Origin of the sequence: Bradyrhizobium betae (assembly GCF_008932115.1) — a bacterium.
Classification (GTDB): Bacteria; Pseudomonadota; Alphaproteobacteria; order Rhizobiales; family Xanthobacteraceae; genus Bradyrhizobium; species Bradyrhizobium betae.
This window is the reverse complement of record NZ_CP044543.1, coordinates 3,375,818-3,394,062: the sequence shown is the minus strand read 5'-3', so window position 1 is coordinate 3,394,062 and position 18,245 is coordinate 3,375,818. Positions and strand designations below refer to the sequence as shown.

20 protein-coding genes are annotated in these 18,245 nt (G+C 65.8%); 15 read left to right on the top strand and 5 right to left on the bottom strand.

Features of this window, described 5'->3' with window-relative positions:
• Positions 1-206: 206 nt before the first annotated feature.
• From ccmA to F8237_RS16235, 5 genes are all read left to right on the top strand, one after another.
• Positions 207-809: a heme ABC exporter ATP-binding protein CcmA gene (gene ccmA / locus F8237_RS16255; RefSeq protein ID WP_151646166.1), complete on the top strand. Its 603-nt coding sequence runs from the start codon at positions 207-209 to the stop codon at positions 807-809.
• Between the two features lie 67 nt (positions 810-876).
• Positions 877-1,545, top strand: coding sequence for a heme exporter protein CcmB (gene ccmB / locus F8237_RS16250; RefSeq protein WP_014439007.1), 669 nt, complete (start codon positions 877-879; stop codon positions 1,543-1,545).
• A gap of 91 nt (positions 1,546-1,636) precedes the next feature.
• On the top strand, positions 1,637-2,419 hold the full coding sequence (locus F8237_RS16245) for a heme ABC transporter permease (RefSeq protein WP_151646164.1): 783 nt from the start codon (positions 1,637-1,639) through the stop codon (positions 2,417-2,419).
• The gene (gene ccmD / locus F8237_RS16240; protein WP_151646162.1) at positions 2,416-2,601 is read left to right on the top strand and encodes a heme exporter protein CcmD; all 186 of its coding nucleotides are present in this window, start codon (positions 2,416-2,418) and stop codon (positions 2,599-2,601) included. Before F8237_RS16245 ends, ccmD begins: the two co-directional genes overlap by 4 nt.
• On the top strand, positions 2,598-3,191 hold the full coding sequence (locus F8237_RS16235; protein WP_151646160.1) for a DsbE family thiol:disulfide interchange protein: 594 nt from the start codon (positions 2,598-2,600) through the stop codon (positions 3,189-3,191). Before ccmD ends, F8237_RS16235 begins: the two co-directional genes overlap by 4 nt.
• Before the next feature lie 197 nt (positions 3,192-3,388).
• Here F8237_RS16235 and F8237_RS16225 read toward each other — a convergent pair whose 3' ends face one another.
• Together F8237_RS16225 and ftsY are read right to left on the bottom strand one after the other, a co-directional pair.
• A complete protein-coding gene (locus F8237_RS16225) occupies positions 3,389-3,988 on the bottom strand; it encodes a septation protein A (RefSeq protein ID WP_151646156.1) in 600 nt (199 codons plus the stop codon).
• Between the two features lie 145 nt (positions 3,989-4,133).
• Positions 4,134-5,081: a signal recognition particle-docking protein FtsY gene (ftsY, locus tag F8237_RS16220; RefSeq protein WP_151646154.1), complete on the bottom strand. Its 948-nt coding sequence runs from the start codon at positions 5,079-5,081 to the stop codon at positions 4,134-4,136.
• A 78-nt stretch (positions 5,082-5,159) separates the two neighbouring features.
• Between ftsY and F8237_RS16215 the strand changes: the two genes are divergently transcribed.
• Positions 5,160-5,861 (top strand): RluA family pseudouridine synthase, encoded by a 702-nt coding sequence (locus F8237_RS16215; RefSeq protein ID WP_162006381.1) that lies wholly within the window; start codon positions 5,160-5,162, stop codon positions 5,859-5,861.
• A 114-nt stretch (positions 5,862-5,975) separates the two neighbouring features.
• Complete coding sequence (locus F8237_RS16210; RefSeq protein ID WP_151646150.1) at positions 5,976-7,085, top strand: DUF2336 domain-containing protein; 1,110 nt, start codon at positions 5,976-5,978, stop codon at positions 7,083-7,085.
• 130 nt (positions 7,086-7,215) lie between these two features.
• Here the strand turns inward: F8237_RS16210 and mtaB are convergent, their stop codons facing one another.
• Together mtaB and dapF are read right to left on the bottom strand one after the other, a co-directional pair.
• Entirely contained in the window at positions 7,216-8,469 is a 1,254-nt protein-coding gene (gene mtaB / locus F8237_RS16205) for a tRNA (N(6)-L-threonylcarbamoyladenosine(37)-C(2))-methylthiotransferase MtaB (protein ID WP_151646148.1), read from the bottom strand.
• A complete protein-coding gene (dapF, locus tag F8237_RS16200; RefSeq protein WP_151646146.1) occupies positions 8,469-9,344 on the bottom strand; it encodes a diaminopimelate epimerase in 876 nt (291 codons plus the stop codon). Before dapF ends, mtaB begins: the two co-directional genes overlap by 1 nt.
• A gap of 204 nt (positions 9,345-9,548) precedes the next feature.
• Here dapF and F8237_RS16195 point away from each other — a divergent pair, with 204 nt between their 5' ends.
• Both F8237_RS16195 and F8237_RS16190 read left to right on the top strand, forming a co-directional pair.
• Positions 9,549-10,292 carry a GyrI-like domain-containing protein gene (locus F8237_RS16195; RefSeq protein ID WP_151646144.1) on the top strand — a complete coding sequence of 248 codons (744 nt, stop codon included), beginning with the start codon at positions 9,549-9,551 and terminating at the stop codon, positions 10,290-10,292.
• A gap of 7 nt (positions 10,293-10,299) precedes the next feature.
• Positions 10,300-11,007: an SIMPL domain-containing protein gene (locus tag F8237_RS16190; RefSeq protein ID WP_151646142.1), complete on the top strand. Its 708-nt coding sequence runs from the start codon at positions 10,300-10,302 to the stop codon at positions 11,005-11,007.
• Positions 11,008-11,164: 157 nt separating this feature from the next.
• Here the strand turns inward: F8237_RS16190 and F8237_RS16185 are convergent, their stop codons facing one another.
• Positions 11,165-12,145 (bottom strand): MBL fold metallo-hydrolase, encoded by a 981-nt coding sequence (locus tag F8237_RS16185; RefSeq protein ID WP_162006073.1) that lies wholly within the window; start codon positions 12,143-12,145, stop codon positions 11,165-11,167.
• Positions 12,146-12,582: 437 nt separating this feature from the next.
• Between F8237_RS16185 and ffh the strand changes: the two genes are divergently transcribed.
• The 6 genes from ffh (at position 12,583) to leuC (ending at position 18,218) form a co-directional block, all read left to right on the top strand.
• Entirely contained in the window at positions 12,583-14,130 is a 1,548-nt protein-coding gene (gene ffh, locus F8237_RS16180) for a signal recognition particle protein (RefSeq protein WP_151646140.1), read from the top strand.
• A gap of 86 nt (positions 14,131-14,216) precedes the next feature.
• Entirely contained in the window at positions 14,217-14,549 is a 333-nt protein-coding gene (gene rpsP / locus F8237_RS16175; protein ID WP_014438992.1) for a 30S ribosomal protein S16, read from the top strand.
• Between the two features lie 9 nt (positions 14,550-14,558).
• On the top strand, positions 14,559-15,116 hold the full coding sequence (rimM, locus tag F8237_RS16170) for a ribosome maturation factor RimM (protein WP_151646138.1): 558 nt from the start codon (positions 14,559-14,561) through the stop codon (positions 15,114-15,116).
• 116 nt (positions 15,117-15,232) lie between these two features.
• A complete protein-coding gene (gene trmD / locus F8237_RS16165; RefSeq protein ID WP_151646136.1) occupies positions 15,233-16,000 on the top strand; it encodes a tRNA (guanosine(37)-N1)-methyltransferase TrmD in 768 nt (255 codons plus the stop codon).
• Between the two features lie 109 nt (positions 16,001-16,109).
• Positions 16,110-16,490 carry a 50S ribosomal protein L19 gene (rplS, locus tag F8237_RS16160; RefSeq protein WP_151646134.1) on the top strand — a complete coding sequence of 127 codons (381 nt, stop codon included), beginning with the start codon at positions 16,110-16,112 and terminating at the stop codon, positions 16,488-16,490.
• Positions 16,491-16,811: 321 nt separating this feature from the next.
• Positions 16,812-18,218 carry a 3-isopropylmalate dehydratase large subunit gene (gene leuC, locus F8237_RS16155; RefSeq protein WP_151646132.1) on the top strand — a complete coding sequence of 469 codons (1,407 nt, stop codon included), beginning with the start codon at positions 16,812-16,814 and terminating at the stop codon, positions 18,216-18,218.
• Positions 18,219-18,245 lie beyond the last annotated feature (27 nt).

The following is an 18,245-nucleotide window of genomic DNA, read 5'->3' as shown; positions in this document are numbered from 1 at the left end:
CCGTCAGCGAAGCCGGCTGGATCGCTTGCAGGGGCAGGTTGAGTTGCTGCATCAAGTAGTTCCGGGCTTATAGAAGCTTTCTAACCGCGCCGCCACAGCCACAATCGTACCGCAGCAATTCGCGAGCCAAAAATTCCCATGCGCTACCCCAAGATTTCCTGAGGCCTGCCTTGAGCGGATCGGACCAAGGATCGGACCAAGGCAGGATGCAGCTCTCCGGACGCGGGGTGGTTTGCGTGCGGGGCGGCCGCGAGGTGTTCGCCGGGCTCGATTTCGAGGTCACGTCCGGCGAGGCCGTGGCGGTGATGGGTCGCAATGGCTCGGGCAAGACCTCGCTGCTGCGGCTGATCGCGGGCCTGCTCGTTCCGGCCGGCGGGACAATCGCGCTGCAGGGGGGCGATGCCGAGCTGACCCTGCCGGAGCAGTGCCACTATCTCGGCCATCGCGACGCGCTGAAGCCGGCGCTGAGCGTGGCGGAAAACCTGTCGTTCTGGGCCGATTTCCTCGGCGGCGAGCGCTGCGATGCCGCGGAAAACCTCGCCACCGTCGGGCTCGACCATGCCACCCACCTGCCGGCCGGCTTCCTGTCCGCCGGCCAGCGCCGCCGGCTCTCGCTGGCCCGGCTGCTGACGGTCCGCCGCCCGGTCTGGCTGCTGGACGAGCCGACCACGGCGCTCGACGTGGCCGGGCAGGACATGTTCGGCGGCCTGATGCGGGAGCATCTGGCCCGCGGCGGCCTGATCATCGCCGCCACCCACGCTCCGCTGGGGATTGATTCGCGAGAGTTGCGGATCGGGGGGATGGCGTGATTCTGACAGACCCTCAGTTTTCCAAGCGGCTGGCCTCCGCTCTCTCCCTCCTTGCGGGAACCCTTCCATGACCGCCCTCTCCGCCCTCATCCGCCGGGACATCCGGATCGCGCTTCGCGTTGGCGGCGGGGCGCTGATCGGCGTGCTGTTCTTCCTGACCGTGGTGGTGCTGATGCCGTTCGCGGTCGGGCCGGATCTGGCGTTGCTGTCGCGGCTGGGGCCGGCGATCCTGTGGCTCGGGGCCCTGCTGGCGAGCCTGCTGACGCTGGACCGGATGTTCATGGCCGACCATGAGGACGGCTCGCTCGACCTGATCACGATGAGCCGGACCCCGCTGGAACTCGCCTGCGCCGGCAAGGCGCTGGCGCATTGGCTGGCGGCGGGCCTGCCGCTGATTGTCGCAACCCCCGTGCTGGGGCTCCTCCTCAACCTCGACATGGTCGCGACCGGCGCGGTGGCGCTGACGCTGCTGGCCGGCACCCCGGCGCTGACCTTTACCGGCATGATCGGCGCGGCGCTGGCGGTGACGCTGCATCGCGGCGGGCTGTTGATGGCGGTGCTGGTGCTGCCGCTGTCGATTCCCGTGCTGATTTTCGGGGTCGCGGCCTCGCAGGCCGTGATCGTCGGTCCCATGACGTTCGGCGCGCCGTTCTCGATCCTGTGCGCGCTGTCGCTGGTCAGCCTCGTGATCGGCCCGTTCGCGGCGGCGGCGAGCCTGCGGCAAGGGCTCGACTGACACGGGTTCGATTGACCTTGACCCCGATCAATTTTCGCTGCGGGCTTTCGTGCTGATTGCGTGAGCGCTTACCTGTGATTATCAGGATACCATGACGCTGATCGACCTCGCCAACCCGACCCGGTTCCTCGCGCTGACGGCGCGGGTGTTGCCGTGGCTCGCGGCCGCGACCATCGTCCTGCTCGCCATCGGCCTTTATCAATCCGCCGCCGCGCCCGACGATTATCAGCAGGGCGCGACGGTGAAGATCATGTTCATCCACGTGCCCAATGCCTGGCTGTCGATGTTCGTGTGGGGCGTGATGAGCATCGCCTCATTGGGCACGCTGGTGTGGCGGCATCCGCTCGCCGACGTCGCCGCGAAGGCGGCAGCGCCGATCGGCGCCGCCTTCACCTTCCTCGCGCTGCTGACGGGATCGCTGTGGGGCCGGCCGATGTGGGGCACCTATTGGGAGTGGGATGCGCGGCTGACCTCGGTGCTGATTCTCTTTTTGATGTATCTCGGCCTGATGGCGCTGTGGCGCGCGGTCGACGATCCCTCCCGCGCGGCCCGCGCCGCCGCGGTGCTGACGCTGGTCGGCGCCATCAACCTGCCCATCATCAAGTTCTCCGTCGACTGGTGGAACACGCTGCACCAGCCGGCCTCGGTGATGCGCATGGGCGGCTCGGCGCTCGACAAGTCCTTCCTGATTCCGCTGCTGGTGATGGCGATCGCATTCACGCTGCTGTTCGTCACGCTGCATTTGGCGGCGATGCGCAACGAGATTTTACGCCGGCGCGTCCGCTCGCTGCAGATGATGCAGGCGAGCCGCGTCGCGTTTTCGGACACCGGTTCACGTCAGGGCAACGCGTCGAAGGAAGCCGGGGCCGCATGATGATGTCGCTCGGTCCCTACGCCTCCTTCATCGTGACGTCCTATGCAGCCGCGGCGCTCGTGGTCGTGATCCTGATCGGCTGGATCGCGCTCGACTATCGCAGCCAGACCGAGCGCCTCCGCGAGCTCGACCGCAGCGGCGTCACCCGCCGCTCGGGCCGCAGCGCAATCGATACACCATGAGCAAGCAATCGACGTCCGCGACGCCGCAGCGCCGCACCTTTTTGATGGTGCTGCCGCTGATCGCCTTCATTGCGCTGGCACTGCTGTTCTGGTTCCGGCTCGGCAGCGGCGATCCCTCGCGGATTCCGTCCGCGCTGATCGGACGGACGGCGCCGCAGACCACCTTGCCGCCGCTCGAGGGATTGCAGGCTGACAACGCGCCGGTGCCGGGGCTCGATCCGGCCGCGTTCAAGGGCAAGGTCAGCCTGGTCAATGTCTGGGCGTCCTGGTGCGTGCCGTGCCACGAGGAGGCGCCGCTCCTGACCGAGCTCGCCAAGGACAAGCGCTTCCAGCTCGTCGGCATCAACTACAAGGATGCGCCCGACAACGCGCGGCGCTTCCTGGGCCGTTACGGCAACCCGTTCGGCCGCGTCGGCACCGACGCGAACGGCCGCGCCTCGATCGAATGGGGCGTCTATGGCGTGCCGGAGACGTTCGTCGTCGGGCGTGAAGGCACAATCGTCTACAAGCTGGTCGGGCCGATCACACCGGATAATTTGCGGACGGTGCTGTTGCCGCAGATGGAGAAGGCGCTGGGAGCGGGAAGCTAGCCCCGTCGTCAATGCGAGCGAGGCTCGCCACACAAACCGCTGTCATTTCCCGCGAAGGCGGGGAATCCAGTACGCCGCGGCCCATCGATTCAATCACTACTGTCTCGGTTTACTGGATCGCCCGGTCAAGCCGGGCGATGACAGTTGTATGTGTGGCTGCACTTCGGCGCGCGCTTCGCGCGTCCGGGACACAAGAACTACTTCCGCACATCCCCCGCATCCGCCTCGCTCTCCTCAAGCGACACCGGTTCAACACCATAGCGCTTGGTCAGCGGCATCTGGGCGATGGCGAACACCATCGTCAGCGGCGTGACGCCGAACACCTTGAAGTTCACCCAGAAATCCGTGCTCTGGGTGCGCCAGACGATCTCGTTCAGCACCGCCATGCCGGCGAAGAACAGCGCCCAGCGCAGTGTGAGAATGCGCCAGCCCTGGGGCGTCAGGTTGAACATCTGGTCGAACATCACGGCGATGAAGGAGCGGCCGAACAGCAGGCCGCCACCGAGGATCGCGGCGAACAGGCCGTAGATGATGGTCGGCTTGACCTTGATGAAGGTCTCGTCGTGCAGCACCAGCGTCAGCGTGCCGAACACCAGCACGATCACGCCGGTGACGATCGCCATGATCGGGATGTGGCGCGTCACCACATAGGAAGCGATCATCGCCGCCACGATCGCGACCATGAAGGCGCCGGTTGCGGCGAACAGATTGAACTTCGCATTGACGAAGAAGAACACGAGCAGCGGACCAAGCTCGGTCGCAAGCTTGAACATCGGATGCGGCTGGGTCTTGTCCATTACCTGACCTTTGTTGCTGTCATCCCCCGCGAAGGCGGGGGATCCAGTAATCCGAGGCGGCTCGGCTTGAACCGAGGATCCGCGGCGTACTGGATGCCCCGCCCCCCGTGCGCAATTGCGCACTAGGCGGGGCATGACGAGAGACCTATGACTCGATGCCGGCGATGGCACGGGCGAAATCGCGCGCGGTGAACGGCGCGAGATCGTCGACGCCTTCGCCGACGCCGATGAAATGCACCGGCAGTTTGAATTTCTCCGCGAGCGCCACCAGGATGCCGCCGCGGGCGGTGCCGTCGAGCTTGGTCATCACGAGGCCGGTGACCCCGGCGGTGCGATGGAAAGCTTCGACCTGCGACAGCGCATTCTGGCCGACCGTGGCGTCCAGCACCAGCAGCACCGCATGCGGCGCAGTGTCGTCCACCTTGCGGATCACGCGCACGACCTTTTCGAGCTCGTTCATCAGCTCGGCCTTGTTCTGCAGGCGCCCGGCGGTGTCGATCAGGAGCACGTCGACTTTCTGCTCCTTCGCCGCCGTCAGCGCGTTGAAGGCAAGGCTCGCCGAATCCGAGCCCTGCGCGCCTGATATGACCGGCGTCCTTGTGCGCTCGCCCCAGACCTTGAGCTGCTCGATGGCGGCGGCGCGAAACGTGTCGCCGGCGGCGAGCATCACCTTGCGGCCTTCGGAGGCAAATTTCTGCGAGAGTTTGCCGATGGTCGTGGTCTTGCCGGAGCCGTTGACGCCGACCACGAGGATCACGAACGGCTTCCTGGCGGTGTCGATCACCAGAGGCTTGGCCACCGCCGTCAGCACTTTCTCGACCTCGGTGGCGACGACGTCCTTCACCTCGTCCGCCGAGATCGCCTTGTCATAACGCCCGGTGCCGACGGCGTCCGCGATCCGCACCGCAACCGAGGTGCCGAGGTCGGCGCGCAGCAGCACGTCCTCGATGTCGTCGAGCATCGCGCGGTCGAGCTTGCGCTTGGTGACGAGGTCGGCGACCGCGGTCCCGAGTGAGGACGAGGTGCGCTTCAGCCCGTCGGACAGGCGGCGCCACCAGCTCAGTTTCGGGGGATCTGACGTGGTATCGTTCATGATGGCGGTGTGTTAGCCGTTCCCGCCCCCAAACGAAAGTCTTGACCGAAAGTCTCGCCGATAACGAAAGTCTTGCAATTGCTCGATGTTCCCGAATTGACCTCTGAGGAGATTTTGGCGCGCGTGCTCCATCGCGACGGGCTGATGCTGGTCATCGACAAGCCGTCCGGCCTGCCGGTGCATCGCGGCCCCAAGGGTGGCGCCAATCTGGAAGCATCCTTCGGCGCGCTGTGTTTCGGCCTGCCCCGGCCGCCGGTGCTGGCCCACCGGCTGGACAAGGACACCTCCGGTTGCCTCGTGCTCGGCCGCCATCGCAAGGCCACCGCCTCGCTCGGCCTGCTGTTCAAGCACGGCAAGATCGGCAAGACCTACTGGACCGTGGTCGAGGGCGGCCCCGCCGAAGATGAAGGCACCATCGACATGCCGCTCGGCCGGCTCAACGCCGAACGCGGCTGGTGGCAGAAGCCGGACCCGGAAGGGCAGAAGGCGATCACCAACTGGAAAGTGATGGGCCGGGGCGACGGTTTCACCTGGCTCGCCATGGAGCCGGTGACCGGCCGAACCCACCAATTGCGGGTGCATTCCTCCGCCACGGGCTGGTCGATCTTCGGCGATAATATTTACGGCAACGGCCCCCGCTTCGGCGAGCCGAAGCTGCACCTGCATTCCCGCGAGATCGTGGTGCCGATCTCGCGAAACAAGGAGCCGGTCCGTGTCGTCGCGCCGGCTCCGCCGCACATGCACGAAAAGCTCAGGGCCTGCGGCTGGAACGGGGAGTAACCGCGTCCGTATTCGACGGTAGCCTTGGTTTACGAAACGTTCAGGGCTCGTCTCTAATGATAACGGTTGCTTAGAACAAGCTTCCGTCAATCCGCTCAGGACGAGCAACGCGTCATGTCCACGGCCGAGTTATCGATCATCGCCGAAGTCGAATCCGCGATTCGGCTTGGCTCGGCGGAAAAGGGCCTGGAAACGGCCCGGCGCGTCACCGACCTGTTCCTGTCCTCCGCCGGCAGTTTTGACGACGAGCAGATCGCGCTGTTCGACGACGTGCTCGAGCGCCTGATCGGCACGATCGAGCTGCGTGCCATCGCCGACATGGGCGCGCGCATTGCGCTCGCCGAGATCAGCACGCAGCTTGCGCCGATCGCCCAGGCACCCCCGTCCGTGATCCGCCGCCTCGCCAACAATGACGAGATTCGCATCGCCGGCCCCGTGCTGCAGGAATCCGCGCGCCTCGACGATGGCGAGCTGGTCAAGATCGCAGCATCCAAGGGCGAGCCGCATCTGCTCGCGGTCGCCGGGCGCTGGTGGCTGAAGGAGATCGTCACCGACGCGCTGCTGGCGCGCCGCTATCCCAGCGTCAGCCGGCGCCTCGCCGCCAATCCAGGTGCGCGCGTCTCTTCAAAGGGCTTCGCCGTCATCGTCGGCCAGGCCGAAAGCGATCCGGAGCTCGCCGTCAGCGTCGGCGTCCGCGTCGATCTGCCGTCGGAGCTGCGCCGCCAGTTGCTGCGCTCGGCGACGGACGCGGTCCGCACCCGCCTGCTGTCGCGCGCGCCGCCGCATCTGTTCGAGGAGATCCAGAGCGCGATCGCCGCCGTCACCGTCGGCGTCGAGCGCGAAATGTCGGGCGTCCGCGATTTCGAAGGCGCCAAGCGCGCTATCGCGAATCTCAAGGCCAATGGCCAGCTCACCGAGAGCACATTGTTCGGCTTCGCCAGACAGCGGCGCTACGAAGAAGCCGTGGCAGCGCTGGCCGCGCTGTCCGGATCGACCGTCGAGGTGATTCGTCCGCTGATGCAGAGCCTGCGCGAAGACGGCCTGCTGGTGCCGTGCAAGGCGGCGCAGCTCAGCTGGGAAACGACCGCAGCCGTGCTCGAAAGCCGTTTTGCCACAGGCGCGATGAAGCCGGCTGATATTGCGCGGGCGCAAGGCAATTACGCCCGCATGACGCCGGAGAATGCGCGGCGGACGCTGCGGTTCTGGCAGGTCCGGGCGTCGTAGGGTTCGCCCTTCACCAAACCAACGGTGTCATCCCCGCGGAAGCGGGGATCCAGTATTCCAGAGACATTGCTGGGATGCGGAGAGGCCGCGGCGTACTGGATCGCCCGGTCAAGCCGGGCGACGACACTGACTATGTGATCAGCCGCTCGCCATCGCTGCCGGCAATCGTCAACGGCACCACACTTCCTACCCGCTCGCCCGCAATCGCCACCGGCAGATAGTGCTCGGTGCGTCCCTGACTGTCGCTCTCGATCAGCACATCGCGTGTCGCACCGATCTCAGCCTGCAGTCGCTGCCGCAAGGCGGTTTCACCAGCCGCACGCAGCCGCTTCGCGCGTTCCTTGATCGCGGGCCCCGCGACTTGCGGCATCCGCGCGGCGGGCGTGCCGGGGCGGGGCGAATAGGGGAAGACGTGCAGGAATGTCAGACCGCATTCCTCGACCAGATCGAGCGAGCGCGAGAACATTTCCTCGGTCTCGGTCGGGAAGCCCGCGATGATGTCGGCGCCGAAGGCGATGTCCGGGCGCAGGCGGCGCACCTGGTCGCAGAACGCGATCGCGTCCTGCCGCGAATGCCGCCGCTTCATGCGCTTCAGGATCATGTCGTCGCCGGCTTGCAGCGACAGATGCAGATGCGGCATCAGGCGCACATCGTCGGCGATGGCCTCTAACAGATCGGCATCGGCCTCGATCGAATCGATCGAGGAGATGCGCAGGCGCTTCAGCTCCGGCACATGCCGCAGAATCTGCTTCGTCAGCATGCCGAGTTTCGGCGCGCCCGGCAGGTCGGCGCCATAGCTGGTGAGGTCGACGCCGGTCAGCACGATCTCGGCATGGCCGCGTTCGGCCAGCGCCCGCACCTGCTCGACCACCGCACCCATCGGCACCGAGCGTGAATTGCCGCGGCCATAGGGAATGATGCAGAAGGTGCAGCGATGGTCGCAGCCGTTCTGCACCTGCACGAACACCCGCGGCAGGCCGCTGGCAAAGCCATCGATCAGATGCGGCGCCATCTCCCTGACAGCCATGATGTCGCTGACGGCAACCTTCTCGCCGGCGCCGAGATCGAAGGCATCGCGCGCCTGCCGCCATGCGCTGCCACGCATCTTGTCGTCATTGCCGACGACGCGATCGACCTCGGCCATCTCGGCGAACATGCCGCTCTGCGTCTGCGCCGCGCAGCCGGTGACGACGATGCGCGCACCGGGCCGTTCGCGCTTCAATTTGCGGATCGACTGGCGCGCCTGCGCCACCGCCTCGTTGGTGACGGCGCAGCTGTTGATGACGATGGTGTCGTCGAGCCCCGCGCCTTCGGCCTCGCGGCGGATCACCTCGGCCTCGAAAGCGTTGAGGCGGCAGCCGAAGGTGACGATGTCGACGGGCATCAGCCGACCGGCGCGAACAGCGCCGGATCGAACTTGCCTTCGTATTCGAAGGTCGCGGTGCCCGTCATCAGCACGTGGTCATCGCGCTCGCGCCATTCGATCCCGAGCTTGCCGCCGGGAAGCGTCATCTCGACCTTGCGCTCGGTGCGCTTCAGCCGCGCCGCAGCAACCGCAGTGGCGCAGGCCGCCGAACCGCAGGCCCTGGTGAGCCCGGCGCCGCGTTCCCAGGTGCGCATCGTGATGTGCTCGCGATCGACGATATGGGCGAGCGTGATGTTGGCACGCTCCGGGAAGATCGGATGGTTCTCCAGCAGCGGACCGAAGCGCTCAAGATCGTAGGCGTTGACGTCCTCGACCCAGAAGATCGCATGCGGATTGCCCATGCTCACCACCGAAGGCGAGTGCAGGATCGGATTGTCGATCGGCCCGATCTGCAATTCGATGTAGCGGGTGTCGCGAAACTCTTCCGCCAGCGGAATGTCCTGCCAGCCGAACTTCGGCACGCCCATGTCGACGGTGTAGAGATCCGGCGCCGGACCCTGCCAGGCATTGAGCAGGCCCGCCGCCGTCTCGAACGTGGCCGTGGCCTGGCCGGTCTTCTCGAAGATGCGGCGCACGACACAGCGCATGCCGTTGCCGCAGGCGCCGGCCTCGGAGCCGTCATTGTTGTAGATGCGGATGAAGGCTTCGGTGCCGTCCAGCCGTGGCTTCTGCAGCACCATGAGCTGGTCGTAAGGCACGCCGCCTTGCGCGGATGCCACCGCGCGGGCGTCGTCCGGCGTCACCAATGAGGCGGAATCGCGCATGTCGACAACGACGATCTCGTTGCCGATGCCGTTCATCTTGGCAAATGCGTGATTGGCCAGCGCGCTCATGAAAATTCCTGAATTTCGCCCGCCTTATATGGCGATCCTTAGGCCTCTTGGCCAGTGATTTGGCGCTCGCTGCCAAGATGAAAGGCCATGACGCATCTGTCATGGGACGAATTCGGCGCTCGCGTGTTAGAACGGCGCGGTTCGCGCGAGCCGGGATGCGCGGCCGGGTTAGGGCCTTGGTGGGCAAGGTCTGGGGAGAATAAAATGAATGCTTTTCGTCGTCTCGCTCTGGCCGCGCTGATCCCGGCAGCGGCCTTGTCGTTTGGGCTATCAGGGGTTCTGGCGCAGAGCCCGGCGCCCGCAGCCTCGGCCAGCCCCTCTCCGACAGACCCTACGTCGGCATCGCCCGCCCCGGCCGCAAGCGCTTCGCCCGCCCCCACGGCGACCCCGTCGCCGGCGGCGTCGCCATCGCCCGCAGCAAGCGCCTCACCCAGCCCGACGGCCCCGCCGCCCGCCGTGGCCGCCACCCCCGCCCCGGTGCAGACCGCCGATCCCTTCGGCCAGGAGACCACGCTCGAGCCCAGAAAGGTCGTGATGGTCAAGGGCACCGCCAATTGGGATTCGGCCTTCGACACGCTGGTCGACGCCTTCAAGGCGCTGAACACGCTGCTGGACAAGCAGGGCATCAAGCACGCCGGCAATTCGATGATCGTCTACACCTCGACCGACGATACCGGCTTCACCTTCCTCGCCGAAATTCCGGTCGATCAGGATCCGCAGAAGCTGCCCAAGGACATGAGCATCGGCAAATCGCCGGAGGGCAAGGCACTGAAATTCGTCCATCGCGGTTCCTACGACAACATGGACAACACCTATGAGGCGATCACCAATCACCTCGACGACAAGAGACTGGAAGCCAAGGACACCTTCGTCGAGGAGTACCTCACCGATCCCCTGAAGACGGCCGAGGACAAGCTCGTGATCAACGTCTTCGTGCCATTGAAGTGAGAGAGACATGAGGAAGCCCGCCATGCTCGCCGCCGCCTTCGCCGCCACGCTGCTGGCGACGCCGGCGCGCGCCGATGATTTTCCGGCCGCGATCTCGGTCAGCGGCGAAGCCACCGTTTCCGTGGCGCCCGACCTCGCGCAGATCGACGCCGGCGTCGCCAATGACGCCAGGACGGCGAAGGAAGCGTCCGACGCCAACAACGCCGCGATGGGCAAGGTGCTGCTGGCGCTGAAGGGCGCCGGGATCGCCGAGAAGGATTACCAGACCTCGCGCCTGTCGCTGCAGCCGCAATACGGCCAGAACAAATCCACCGGCGCCTCCCCCGTGATCGGCTTCCGCGCGAGCAACCGCGTCACCGTGAAAATCCGCGACATGACCAAGGTGGCCGGCATCATCGACACGCTGGTTGGCGCCGGCGCCAATGACATCGGCAACATCTCCTTCGAGGTGACGCAGGCGTCAAAGCTGCTCGACGATGCCCGCGAGCAGGCAGTGGCGGACGCGCGGCGCAAGGCGGAGATTTACGCCAAGGCGACCGGTGTGACGCTGGGCGCGCCGCTCAGTGTCACAGAAGGGGGCCAAGTAGGTATGCTGCTAAAACCGCGGATGGCCACCGCACCAATGGCCGCAGCCCCCGTCTCCATTTCACCCGGCGAGGAGACGCTGTCCGTCAGTGTGCTTGTGCGCTGGGCGATCAAATCGAAAGAGCAATAAGTCTCGTGTCCCCGACGCGCTGCAGCGTGAAGCGCTGCTGCGCAGAACCGGGACCTAGAAAGCTACACGGTACAATACGGCGACATGGGCCCCGGCTCGGCAGCGCAGCACTAACGTGCCGCGCTGCGTCCGGGGCACGAGCGGTGGGTGCAGAGAGCTAAATCTCCACCACCTGCCCCGGCTTCATCGCCACGAACCGCTCCTGCGGAATCTTCGCGGCATCGAGCGCCTCCACCAGCGCCTTCGCCGGCGCTTCGATCGCCTCGTCCGTCAGCTGGAACGTGCCGTGATGATGCCCGAGCGCTTGTTGCGCGCCGCAATCGGCCAGCGCCTTCACCGCATCTTGCGGGTTCATGTGCTGGTCGCGCATGAACCAGCGCGGCTCGTAGGCGCCGATCGGGAGGATCGCCAGGCGTAACGGCCCGTGCTTCTCCGCGACGCGGCGAAAATGCGTGCCTTCGCCATAGCCGGAATCGCAGACGACGTAGATCTTTCCGGCCGGCGTCTCCAGCACGAAGCTCGCCCACAGCGCCTTGTTGCGGTCGAACATGCCACGCGCGGTCCAGTGCCGGGTCGCGACCAGATGCACGGCAATGCCGCCGCCGAGCTCGACGCGATCGTGCCAATCGAAGGCCTCCACCTTGATCGAAGAGTCGGCGCTGCGCATCGTCACATCATTGCCGAGCGGCGTCACGACACGCGGAGCAAAATTGCTGGCGAGCCGCGACAGCGTCGTGATGTCGAGGTGATCGTAATGGCCGTGCGAGACCAGGACGACGTCGATCTTCGGCAAACGATCGAACGCGATGCCGGGATCGTTGCGCCGCTTCGGTCCGGCGAAGCGGACCGGCGACACCCGCTCCGACCAGACGGGATCGACCAGGATGTTGAGGCCGCCGGTCTGGATCAGCCAACTGGCGTGGCCGACGAAGGAGAGACGGACCTTGTCGCCCTCGACGCGCTCCGGCGGGGTATCGGCATGGGGGCTCGGGGCCCATTCGGGCCAGGTCTCGCGTTTCCGCCCGCCGCCGAACTGCCAGCGCAGGACCTCGCCAAGCGATTTCGGCGGCACGCCGTCCGGATCGAAGAAGTTCGAGCCGTCGAAATGGTCGGAGACAGGGCCGTCATAGGTTTTCATGCGGGAGATCCAGAGGTAATTTATCACCGGCTATATGGGGAGGGCCGGGGGAAAAGGAACTCGCGGCCAGAAGGGCCGCATTTTCAATGCCTTGCCCTCTCAGACTTGCCCCGGCACCCTAACTTTCCTTGACTTTTAGGCGGGAGCGGCGTTTAACCCCGCCACTTTCTCGGAAAGGCTTTCTTTTCGACACGCCCACTGGCCCTGGAGGCCAGAGGCCAACGCCCGACAGCGCTGTGCGCCCTCGGGCGCAAAGGTGTTTGGAAGATCGCTTGCCAAGAGGGTGGTCATCGCCCGACTTGATCGGGCGATCCAGTATCCCAGAGGCAGTTCGGCTGGAACCGAGGTGCCGCGGCGTACTGGATGCCCCTGTCAAGCCGGGGCATGACAGTGGTGAACGCGGCAACCCTGCGCGAGCAGGACAAGGAAAAACGGCATTGTTCGACAATCTGTCGGAACGGCTTGGAGGCATTCTCGATCGTCTGACGGGGCGCGGTGCGCTGACCGAAAAGGACGTCGATGCCGCGATGCGCGAGGTGCGCCGCGCGCTGCTGGAAGCCGACGTCGCGCTCGAAGTGGTCCGCAGCTTCACTGAACGGGTCCGCGAACAGGCGATCGGCGCCACCGTCGTCAAGTCGGTCACGCCCGGCCAGATGGTGGTCAAGATCGTCCATGACGAGCTGATCAACACGCTCGGCGCGGAAAGCCAGACCATCGACATCAATTCCGTGCCGCCGGTGCCGATCATGATGGTCGGCCTGCAGGGCTCGGGTAAAACCACCACGACCGCGAAGCTCGCCCGCCGCTTGGTCCAGCGCGACAAGCGCAAGGTGCTGATGGCTTCGCTCGATATCTATCGCCCGGCGGCGATGGAGCAGCTGGCCGTGCTCGGCCGCGATCTCGACATTCCGACCCTGCCGATCGTCGCGGGGCAGCAGCCGGCGCAGATCGCCAAGCGCGCGCTGGAAGCCGGCAAGCTCGGCGGCTACGACGTCGTGCTGCTCGACACCGCCGGCCGCACCACGCTCGACGAAGACATGATGGCGGAGGCCGCAGCGATCAAAGCTGCCTCCAACCCGCATGAAGTGCTGTTGGTCGCCGACAGCCTGACCGGTCAGGACGCCGTGAACCTTGCGCGCGCCTTCGACGAGCGCGTCGGCCTCACCGGCATCGTGCTGACACGCGTCGACGGCGACGGCCGTGGCGGCGCCGCGCTGTCGATGCGCGCGGTCACCGGCAAGCCGATCAAGCTGATCGGCACCGGAGAAAAGACCGACGCGCTGGAAGATTTCCACCCCGATCGTATTGCCGGCCGCATCCTTGGCATGGGCGACGTGGTGTCGCTGGTCGAACGGGCGGCCGCCAACATCGACGCAGAAAAGGCCGCGCGCACTGCCGAGCGCATGCGCAAGGGTCAGTTCGACCTCAACGACATGCGCGAGCAGCTGCTGCAGATGGCGAACATGGGCGGCATCAGCGGCCTGATGGGCATGATGCCCGGCATCGCCAAGATGAAGAACCAGATCGCGGCCGCCGGCATCGACGACAAGATCTTGAAGCGCCAGGTCGCGGTGATCGATTCCATGACGCGCGACGAGCGCCGTCATCCCGACCTGCTCAAGGCCAGCCGCAAGAAGCGCATCGCCGCGGGAAGCGGCCAGAGCGTCGAGCAAGTCAACAAGCTGCTCAAGATGCACCGGAACATGGCCGACATGATGAAGGCCATGGGCTCGGGCAAGCGCGGCCCGCTCGCCGGCATCGCGCAGGCGATGGGCTTCGGCGGCGGCATGAAGATGCCCTCGCCCGAAGAGATGAAGGCGATGCAGGAGAAGATGCAGGGCGGCGGCGGACAGGGTCTGCCCAGCCTGCCGAAGGATCTGCCGCCCGGCCTTCGCTCGGGCCTGCCGAATTTGCCGGGGCTTACGGGCCTCAGCGGCAAGCCGACCCTTCCGGGGCTCGGCGGTTTTCCCGGCAAGAAGAAATGAGCAATTCGTCGCACGGGATCGCACCGGTCTCGTGCAACGCGGAATACCAATCAACCGAACAAAACGTACTTTGAAGGAGAACTAAGATGTCCGTCGTTATCCGCCTCGCGCGCGCAGGCACCAAGAAGCGTCCCGTCTATCACGTCGTCGTTGCCGATTCGCGCTTCCCCCGCGATGGCCGCTTCATCGAGCGTCTCGGCTATTTCAACCCGCTGCTGCCGAAGGACAACGAGACCCGCCTCAAGCTCGACATGGACAAGGTGAAGGCCTGGCTCGCCAAGGGCGCGCAGCCGTCGGACCGCGTGTCGCGTTTCCTCGACGCCGCCGGCGTCAAGAAGCGCGAAGCGCGCAACAACCCGGAAAAGGCCGTGCCGCGCAAGGAGCGCAAGGCGCAGGCCGAAGCCGCCGCGAAGGGTTAAGGTCAGACCATGTCGGCGCTGGTCTGCGTCGCGCGGATCGGCGCCGCGCATGGTGTGCGCGGTGCGGTCAAACTATGGACCTTCACCGAAGATCCCTTTGCCGTCAGGCACTATGGTCCGCTGCTGTCCAAGGACGGCAAGCGCCAGTTCGAGGTCGCAACGGCGCGTGAGGCCAAGGACCATCTGGTCGCGACGTTCAAGGGCGTCACGTCCCGCGATGAGGCCGAACGGCTCAACGGCATCGAGCTCTACGTCGCGCGCGACAAGCTGCCCGCGACCGACGAGGACGAATATTACCACACCGATCTGATCGGGCTCGCCGCCGTCACCACGGATGGCGATGCGCTTGGCCGCGTGCTCGCGATCCATAATTTCGGCGCCGGCGACATCATCGAGATCGCCCCGCCGAAAGGCGCGACGATGCTGCTGCCGTTCACCAACGCGGTGGTGCCTGAGGTCGATCTTGCAAGCGGCCGTGTCGTGATCGCGCTGCCGCAGGAGATCGAGGGCGAGGATCGTGGCGAAGCTCCCTCCGAGAGTCGTCCCCGCGAAGGCGGGGACCCATAACCACAGGCCGTGGTTTTGGCTAAGCTGATAGCTCTAGTCATCGCCAAACTGGCTGCTGTGGCTATGGGTCCCGGATCTGCGCTTCGCTTGTCCGGGACGACGAGAACTGAGATCCAATGACCAATCCCTCACCCTGGCGCGCGACGGTGCTGACGCTGTTTCCGGAGATGTTTCCGGGACCGCTCGGCGTGAGCCTGGCCGGCCGGGCGCTGGCCTCAGGGCTCTGGGAGATCGAGGCCCGGGACATCCGGGCCTCGGCCACCGACCGCCATCGCAGCGTCGACGATACCCCCGCAGGCGGCGGGCCGGGCATGGTGCTGCGGGCGGATGTTCTGGCGGCGGCGATCGATGCCGCGGAGATCGGCCCTCAGCGGCCCCGCCTCCTGATGAGCCCGCGGGGTCGGCCACTGACCCAGGCCCGCGTCACAGAGCTCGCGCGAGGCCCAGGCCCCCTGATCGTCTGCGGGCGGTTCGAGGGGGTCGACCAGCGGGTAATCGACGGGCGGGGCCTGGAGGAGGTCTCGATCGGCGACTACGTGCTCTCCGGGGGCGAAATCGCGGCTTTGGCGCTGATCGACGCCTGCGTCCGGCTATTGCCGGGCGTGATGGGCAAGGAAGCCTCGGGAACCGAGGAAAGCTTTTCGGACGGCCTGCTCGAATACCCCCAATACACCCGCCCGCAGCTGTTCGAGGGAACCCCGATCCCGGAGATCCTGACCTCCGGCGACCACGCCAAGGTCGCCAGCTGGCGGCGGGCACAATCCGAAGCGCTGACGGCGGCCCGGCGGCCGGATCTGTGGGCCCGGATCCCGGCCAAGATCTCGAACAAGGCCCCGAATCGGGCCGGCCGCCAAAAAACGCCAAAAGACAAGACAGACGGGTGACAAACGCTCCGGACTGCCTTATAGGAGCGGCCACATCCGCAATGGCTGGATAAACGAATTTCGCGCAGCCCCCGTTTCCAAGGCTGGGCGCGCCGATGGAGATTTACCCATGAACCTGATCCAACAGCTCGAAAAAGAGCAATTCGACAAGCTCTCCGCCAACAAGGAGATTCCGGAGTTCGGCCCCGGCGACACCGTGATCGTCAACGTGAAGGTGGTCGAAGGCGACCGCACCCGCGTGCAGGCCTATGAAGGCGTCTGCATCGGCCGTTCCGGCGGTGGCCTCAACGAGAGCTTCACCGTCCGCAAGATCTCCTACGGCGAGGGCGTCGAGCGCGTGTTCCCGGTGATGTCGCCGATGATCGACTCGATCAAGGTGGTGCGCCGCGGCAAGGTGCGTCGCGCCAAGCTCTATTACCTGCGCCAGCTGCGCGGCAAGTCGGCTCGTATCGTCGAGAAGACCGAGCACGCCAAGGCCGTCAACGAGTAAGCTCCGCTTACAGTCGAGTTTCCAAAGCGCGGGGCAAAACCCCGCGCTTTTTTGTTGCGTCAGCCGTGCGCGTCAAAGCCCTCGCGATTCCGGTTCGGCCTGCTATATATTCGTAGAATGTTTCCAGATCGGACCAGCATGGAGCCCATCAAGCGCGTCGTCATCGACGATCGCTCGCGGCTGCCTGGCCGGTTCTTCGGACGCTTCGCGACTTCGGCAACGTCAGAGCTTACGCGCGCAGCCTAAAAGCTGCGCTGACGATTTTGTTGCCCGGCGCGCCACCCGCGCTCTTCGCTGACACACATTCCGGAGCTCAAGCTCATGTCCAAGCCCACCACATTGTACGACAAGATCTGGAACGACCATCTGGTGCACGAAGCCGACGACGGCACCTGCCTGCTCTATATCGACCGCCATCTGGTGCACGAGGTGACCTCGCCGCAGGCGTTCGAAGGCCTGCGCGCCACCGGGCGCAAGGTGCACTCGCCCGAAAAGACGCTCGCCGTCGTCGACCACAACGTGCCGACCACCGACCGCACCAAGCCGAATCCCGATCCGGAGAGCATCGAGCAGATCAAGGCGCTCGCCGAGAACGCCAAGGAATTCGGCATCGAATATTACAACGAGTTCGACAAGCGCCAGGGCGTCGTTCACGTCATCGGCCCCGAGCAGGGTTTTACGCTGCCCGGCACCACCATCGTCTGCGGTGACAGCCACACCTCGACGCATGGCGCGTTCGGCGCGCTCGCGCACGGCATCGGCACATCCGAGGTCGAACACGTGCTGGCGACGCAGACGCTGATCCAGAAGAAGGCGAAGAACATGCGCGTCACCGTCGACGGCAAATTGCCGGACGGCGTGACGGGCAAGGACATCATCCTGGCGATCATCGGCGAGATCGGCACCGCCGGCGGCACTGGCTACGTGCTCGAATACGCCGGCGCCGCGATCCAGGCGCTGTCGATGGAAGGCCGCATGACGGTCTGCAACATGTCGATCGAAGGCGGCGCGCGCGCCGGCCTGGTCGCGCCCGACCAGAAGGCGTTCGACTTCCTGCGCGGCCGTCCGAAGGCGCCGAAGGGCGCGGCGTGGGACGCGGCGATGCGCTACTGGGAGAAGCTGCGCTCCGACGAGGGCGCGCATTTCGACCACGAGCTGCGCCTCGATGCGGCCAAGCTGCCGCCGATCGTGACCTGGGGCACCTCGCCTGAGGACGTCATCTCGGTGACCGGCTTCGTGCCCGATCCGGACAAGATCGCGGACGAAGCCAAGCGTCTGTCGAAGCATCGCGCGCTGAAATATATGGGCCTGACCGCGGGCACGAAGATCACCGACATCAAGGTCGATCGCATCTTCATCGGCTCCTGCACCAATGGCCGCATCGAGGACTTGCGCGCCGCCGCCAAGATCGCGGAAGGCAAGACCGTCTCGGGCCATGTCAACGCCATGGTCGTGCCGGGCTCCGGCCTCGTGAAGGAGCAGGCCGAGGCTGAAGGTCTGGACAAGATCTTCATCAAGGCCGGCTTCGAATGGCGCGAGCCCGGTTGCTCGATGTGCCTCGCCATGAACCCGGACAAGCTGGCGCCGGAAGAGCGCTGCGCCTCGACCTCGAACCGCAACTTCGAGGGCCGCCAGGGCTTCAAGGGCCGCACCCATCTGGTGTCGCCGGCGATGGCGGCAGCTGCGGCGATCGCGGGTCACTTCGTCGACGTCAGGGAGTGGCGCTGAGCCGCTTCCTCTCAACGCACGAATAAA

Excerpts from the sequence above, each read along its gene's own strand:
- ccmB (WP_014439007.1), top strand. The coding sequence starts at position 877 with ATGACCGCCCTCTCCGCCCTCATCCGCCGGGACATCCGGATCGCGCTT.
- F8237_RS16225 (WP_151646156.1), bottom strand. The coding sequence starts at position 3,988 with ATGGACAAGACCCAGCCGCATCCGATGTTCAAGCTTGCGACCGAGCTT.
- ccmD (WP_151646162.1), top strand. The coding sequence starts at position 2,416 with ATGATGATGTCGCTCGGTCCCTACGCCTCCTTCATCGTGACGTCCTAT.
- ftsY (WP_151646154.1), bottom strand. The coding sequence starts at position 5,081 with ATGAACGATACCACGTCAGATCCCCCGAAACTGAGCTGGTGGCGCCGC.
- rplS (WP_151646134.1), top strand. The coding sequence starts at position 16,110 with ATGAACCTGATCCAACAGCTCGAAAAAGAGCAATTCGACAAGCTCTCC.
- mtaB (WP_151646148.1), bottom strand. The coding sequence starts at position 8,469 with ATGCCCGTCGACATCGTCACCTTCGGCTGCCGCCTCAACGCTTTCGAG.
- trmD (WP_151646136.1), top strand. The coding sequence starts at position 15,233 with ATGACCAATCCCTCACCCTGGCGCGCGACGGTGCTGACGCTGTTTCCG.
- F8237_RS16195 (WP_151646144.1), top strand. The coding sequence starts at position 9,549 with ATGAATGCTTTTCGTCGTCTCGCTCTGGCCGCGCTGATCCCGGCAGCG.
- F8237_RS16210 (WP_151646150.1), top strand. The coding sequence starts at position 5,976 with ATGTCCACGGCCGAGTTATCGATCATCGCCGAAGTCGAATCCGCGATT.
- F8237_RS16185 (WP_162006073.1), bottom strand. The coding sequence starts at position 12,145 with ATGAAAACCTATGACGGCCCTGTCTCCGACCATTTCGACGGCTCGAAC.
- rimM (WP_151646138.1), top strand. The coding sequence starts at position 14,559 with ATGTCGGCGCTGGTCTGCGTCGCGCGGATCGGCGCCGCGCATGGTGTG.
- ccmA (WP_151646166.1), top strand. The coding sequence starts at position 207 with ATGCAGCTCTCCGGACGCGGGGTGGTTTGCGTGCGGGGCGGCCGCGAG.
- F8237_RS16245 (WP_151646164.1), top strand. The coding sequence starts at position 1,637 with ATGACGCTGATCGACCTCGCCAACCCGACCCGGTTCCTCGCGCTGACG.
- dapF (WP_151646146.1), bottom strand. The coding sequence starts at position 9,344 with ATGAGCGCGCTGGCCAATCACGCATTTGCCAAGATGAACGGCATCGGC.
- F8237_RS16190 (WP_151646142.1), top strand. The coding sequence starts at position 10,300 with ATGAGGAAGCCCGCCATGCTCGCCGCCGCCTTCGCCGCCACGCTGCTG.
- leuC (WP_151646132.1), top strand. The coding sequence starts at position 16,812 with ATGTCCAAGCCCACCACATTGTACGACAAGATCTGGAACGACCATCTG.
- rpsP (WP_014438992.1), top strand. The coding sequence starts at position 14,217 with ATGTCCGTCGTTATCCGCCTCGCGCGCGCAGGCACCAAGAAGCGTCCC.
- F8237_RS16235 (WP_151646160.1), top strand. The coding sequence starts at position 2,598 with ATGAGCAAGCAATCGACGTCCGCGACGCCGCAGCGCCGCACCTTTTTG.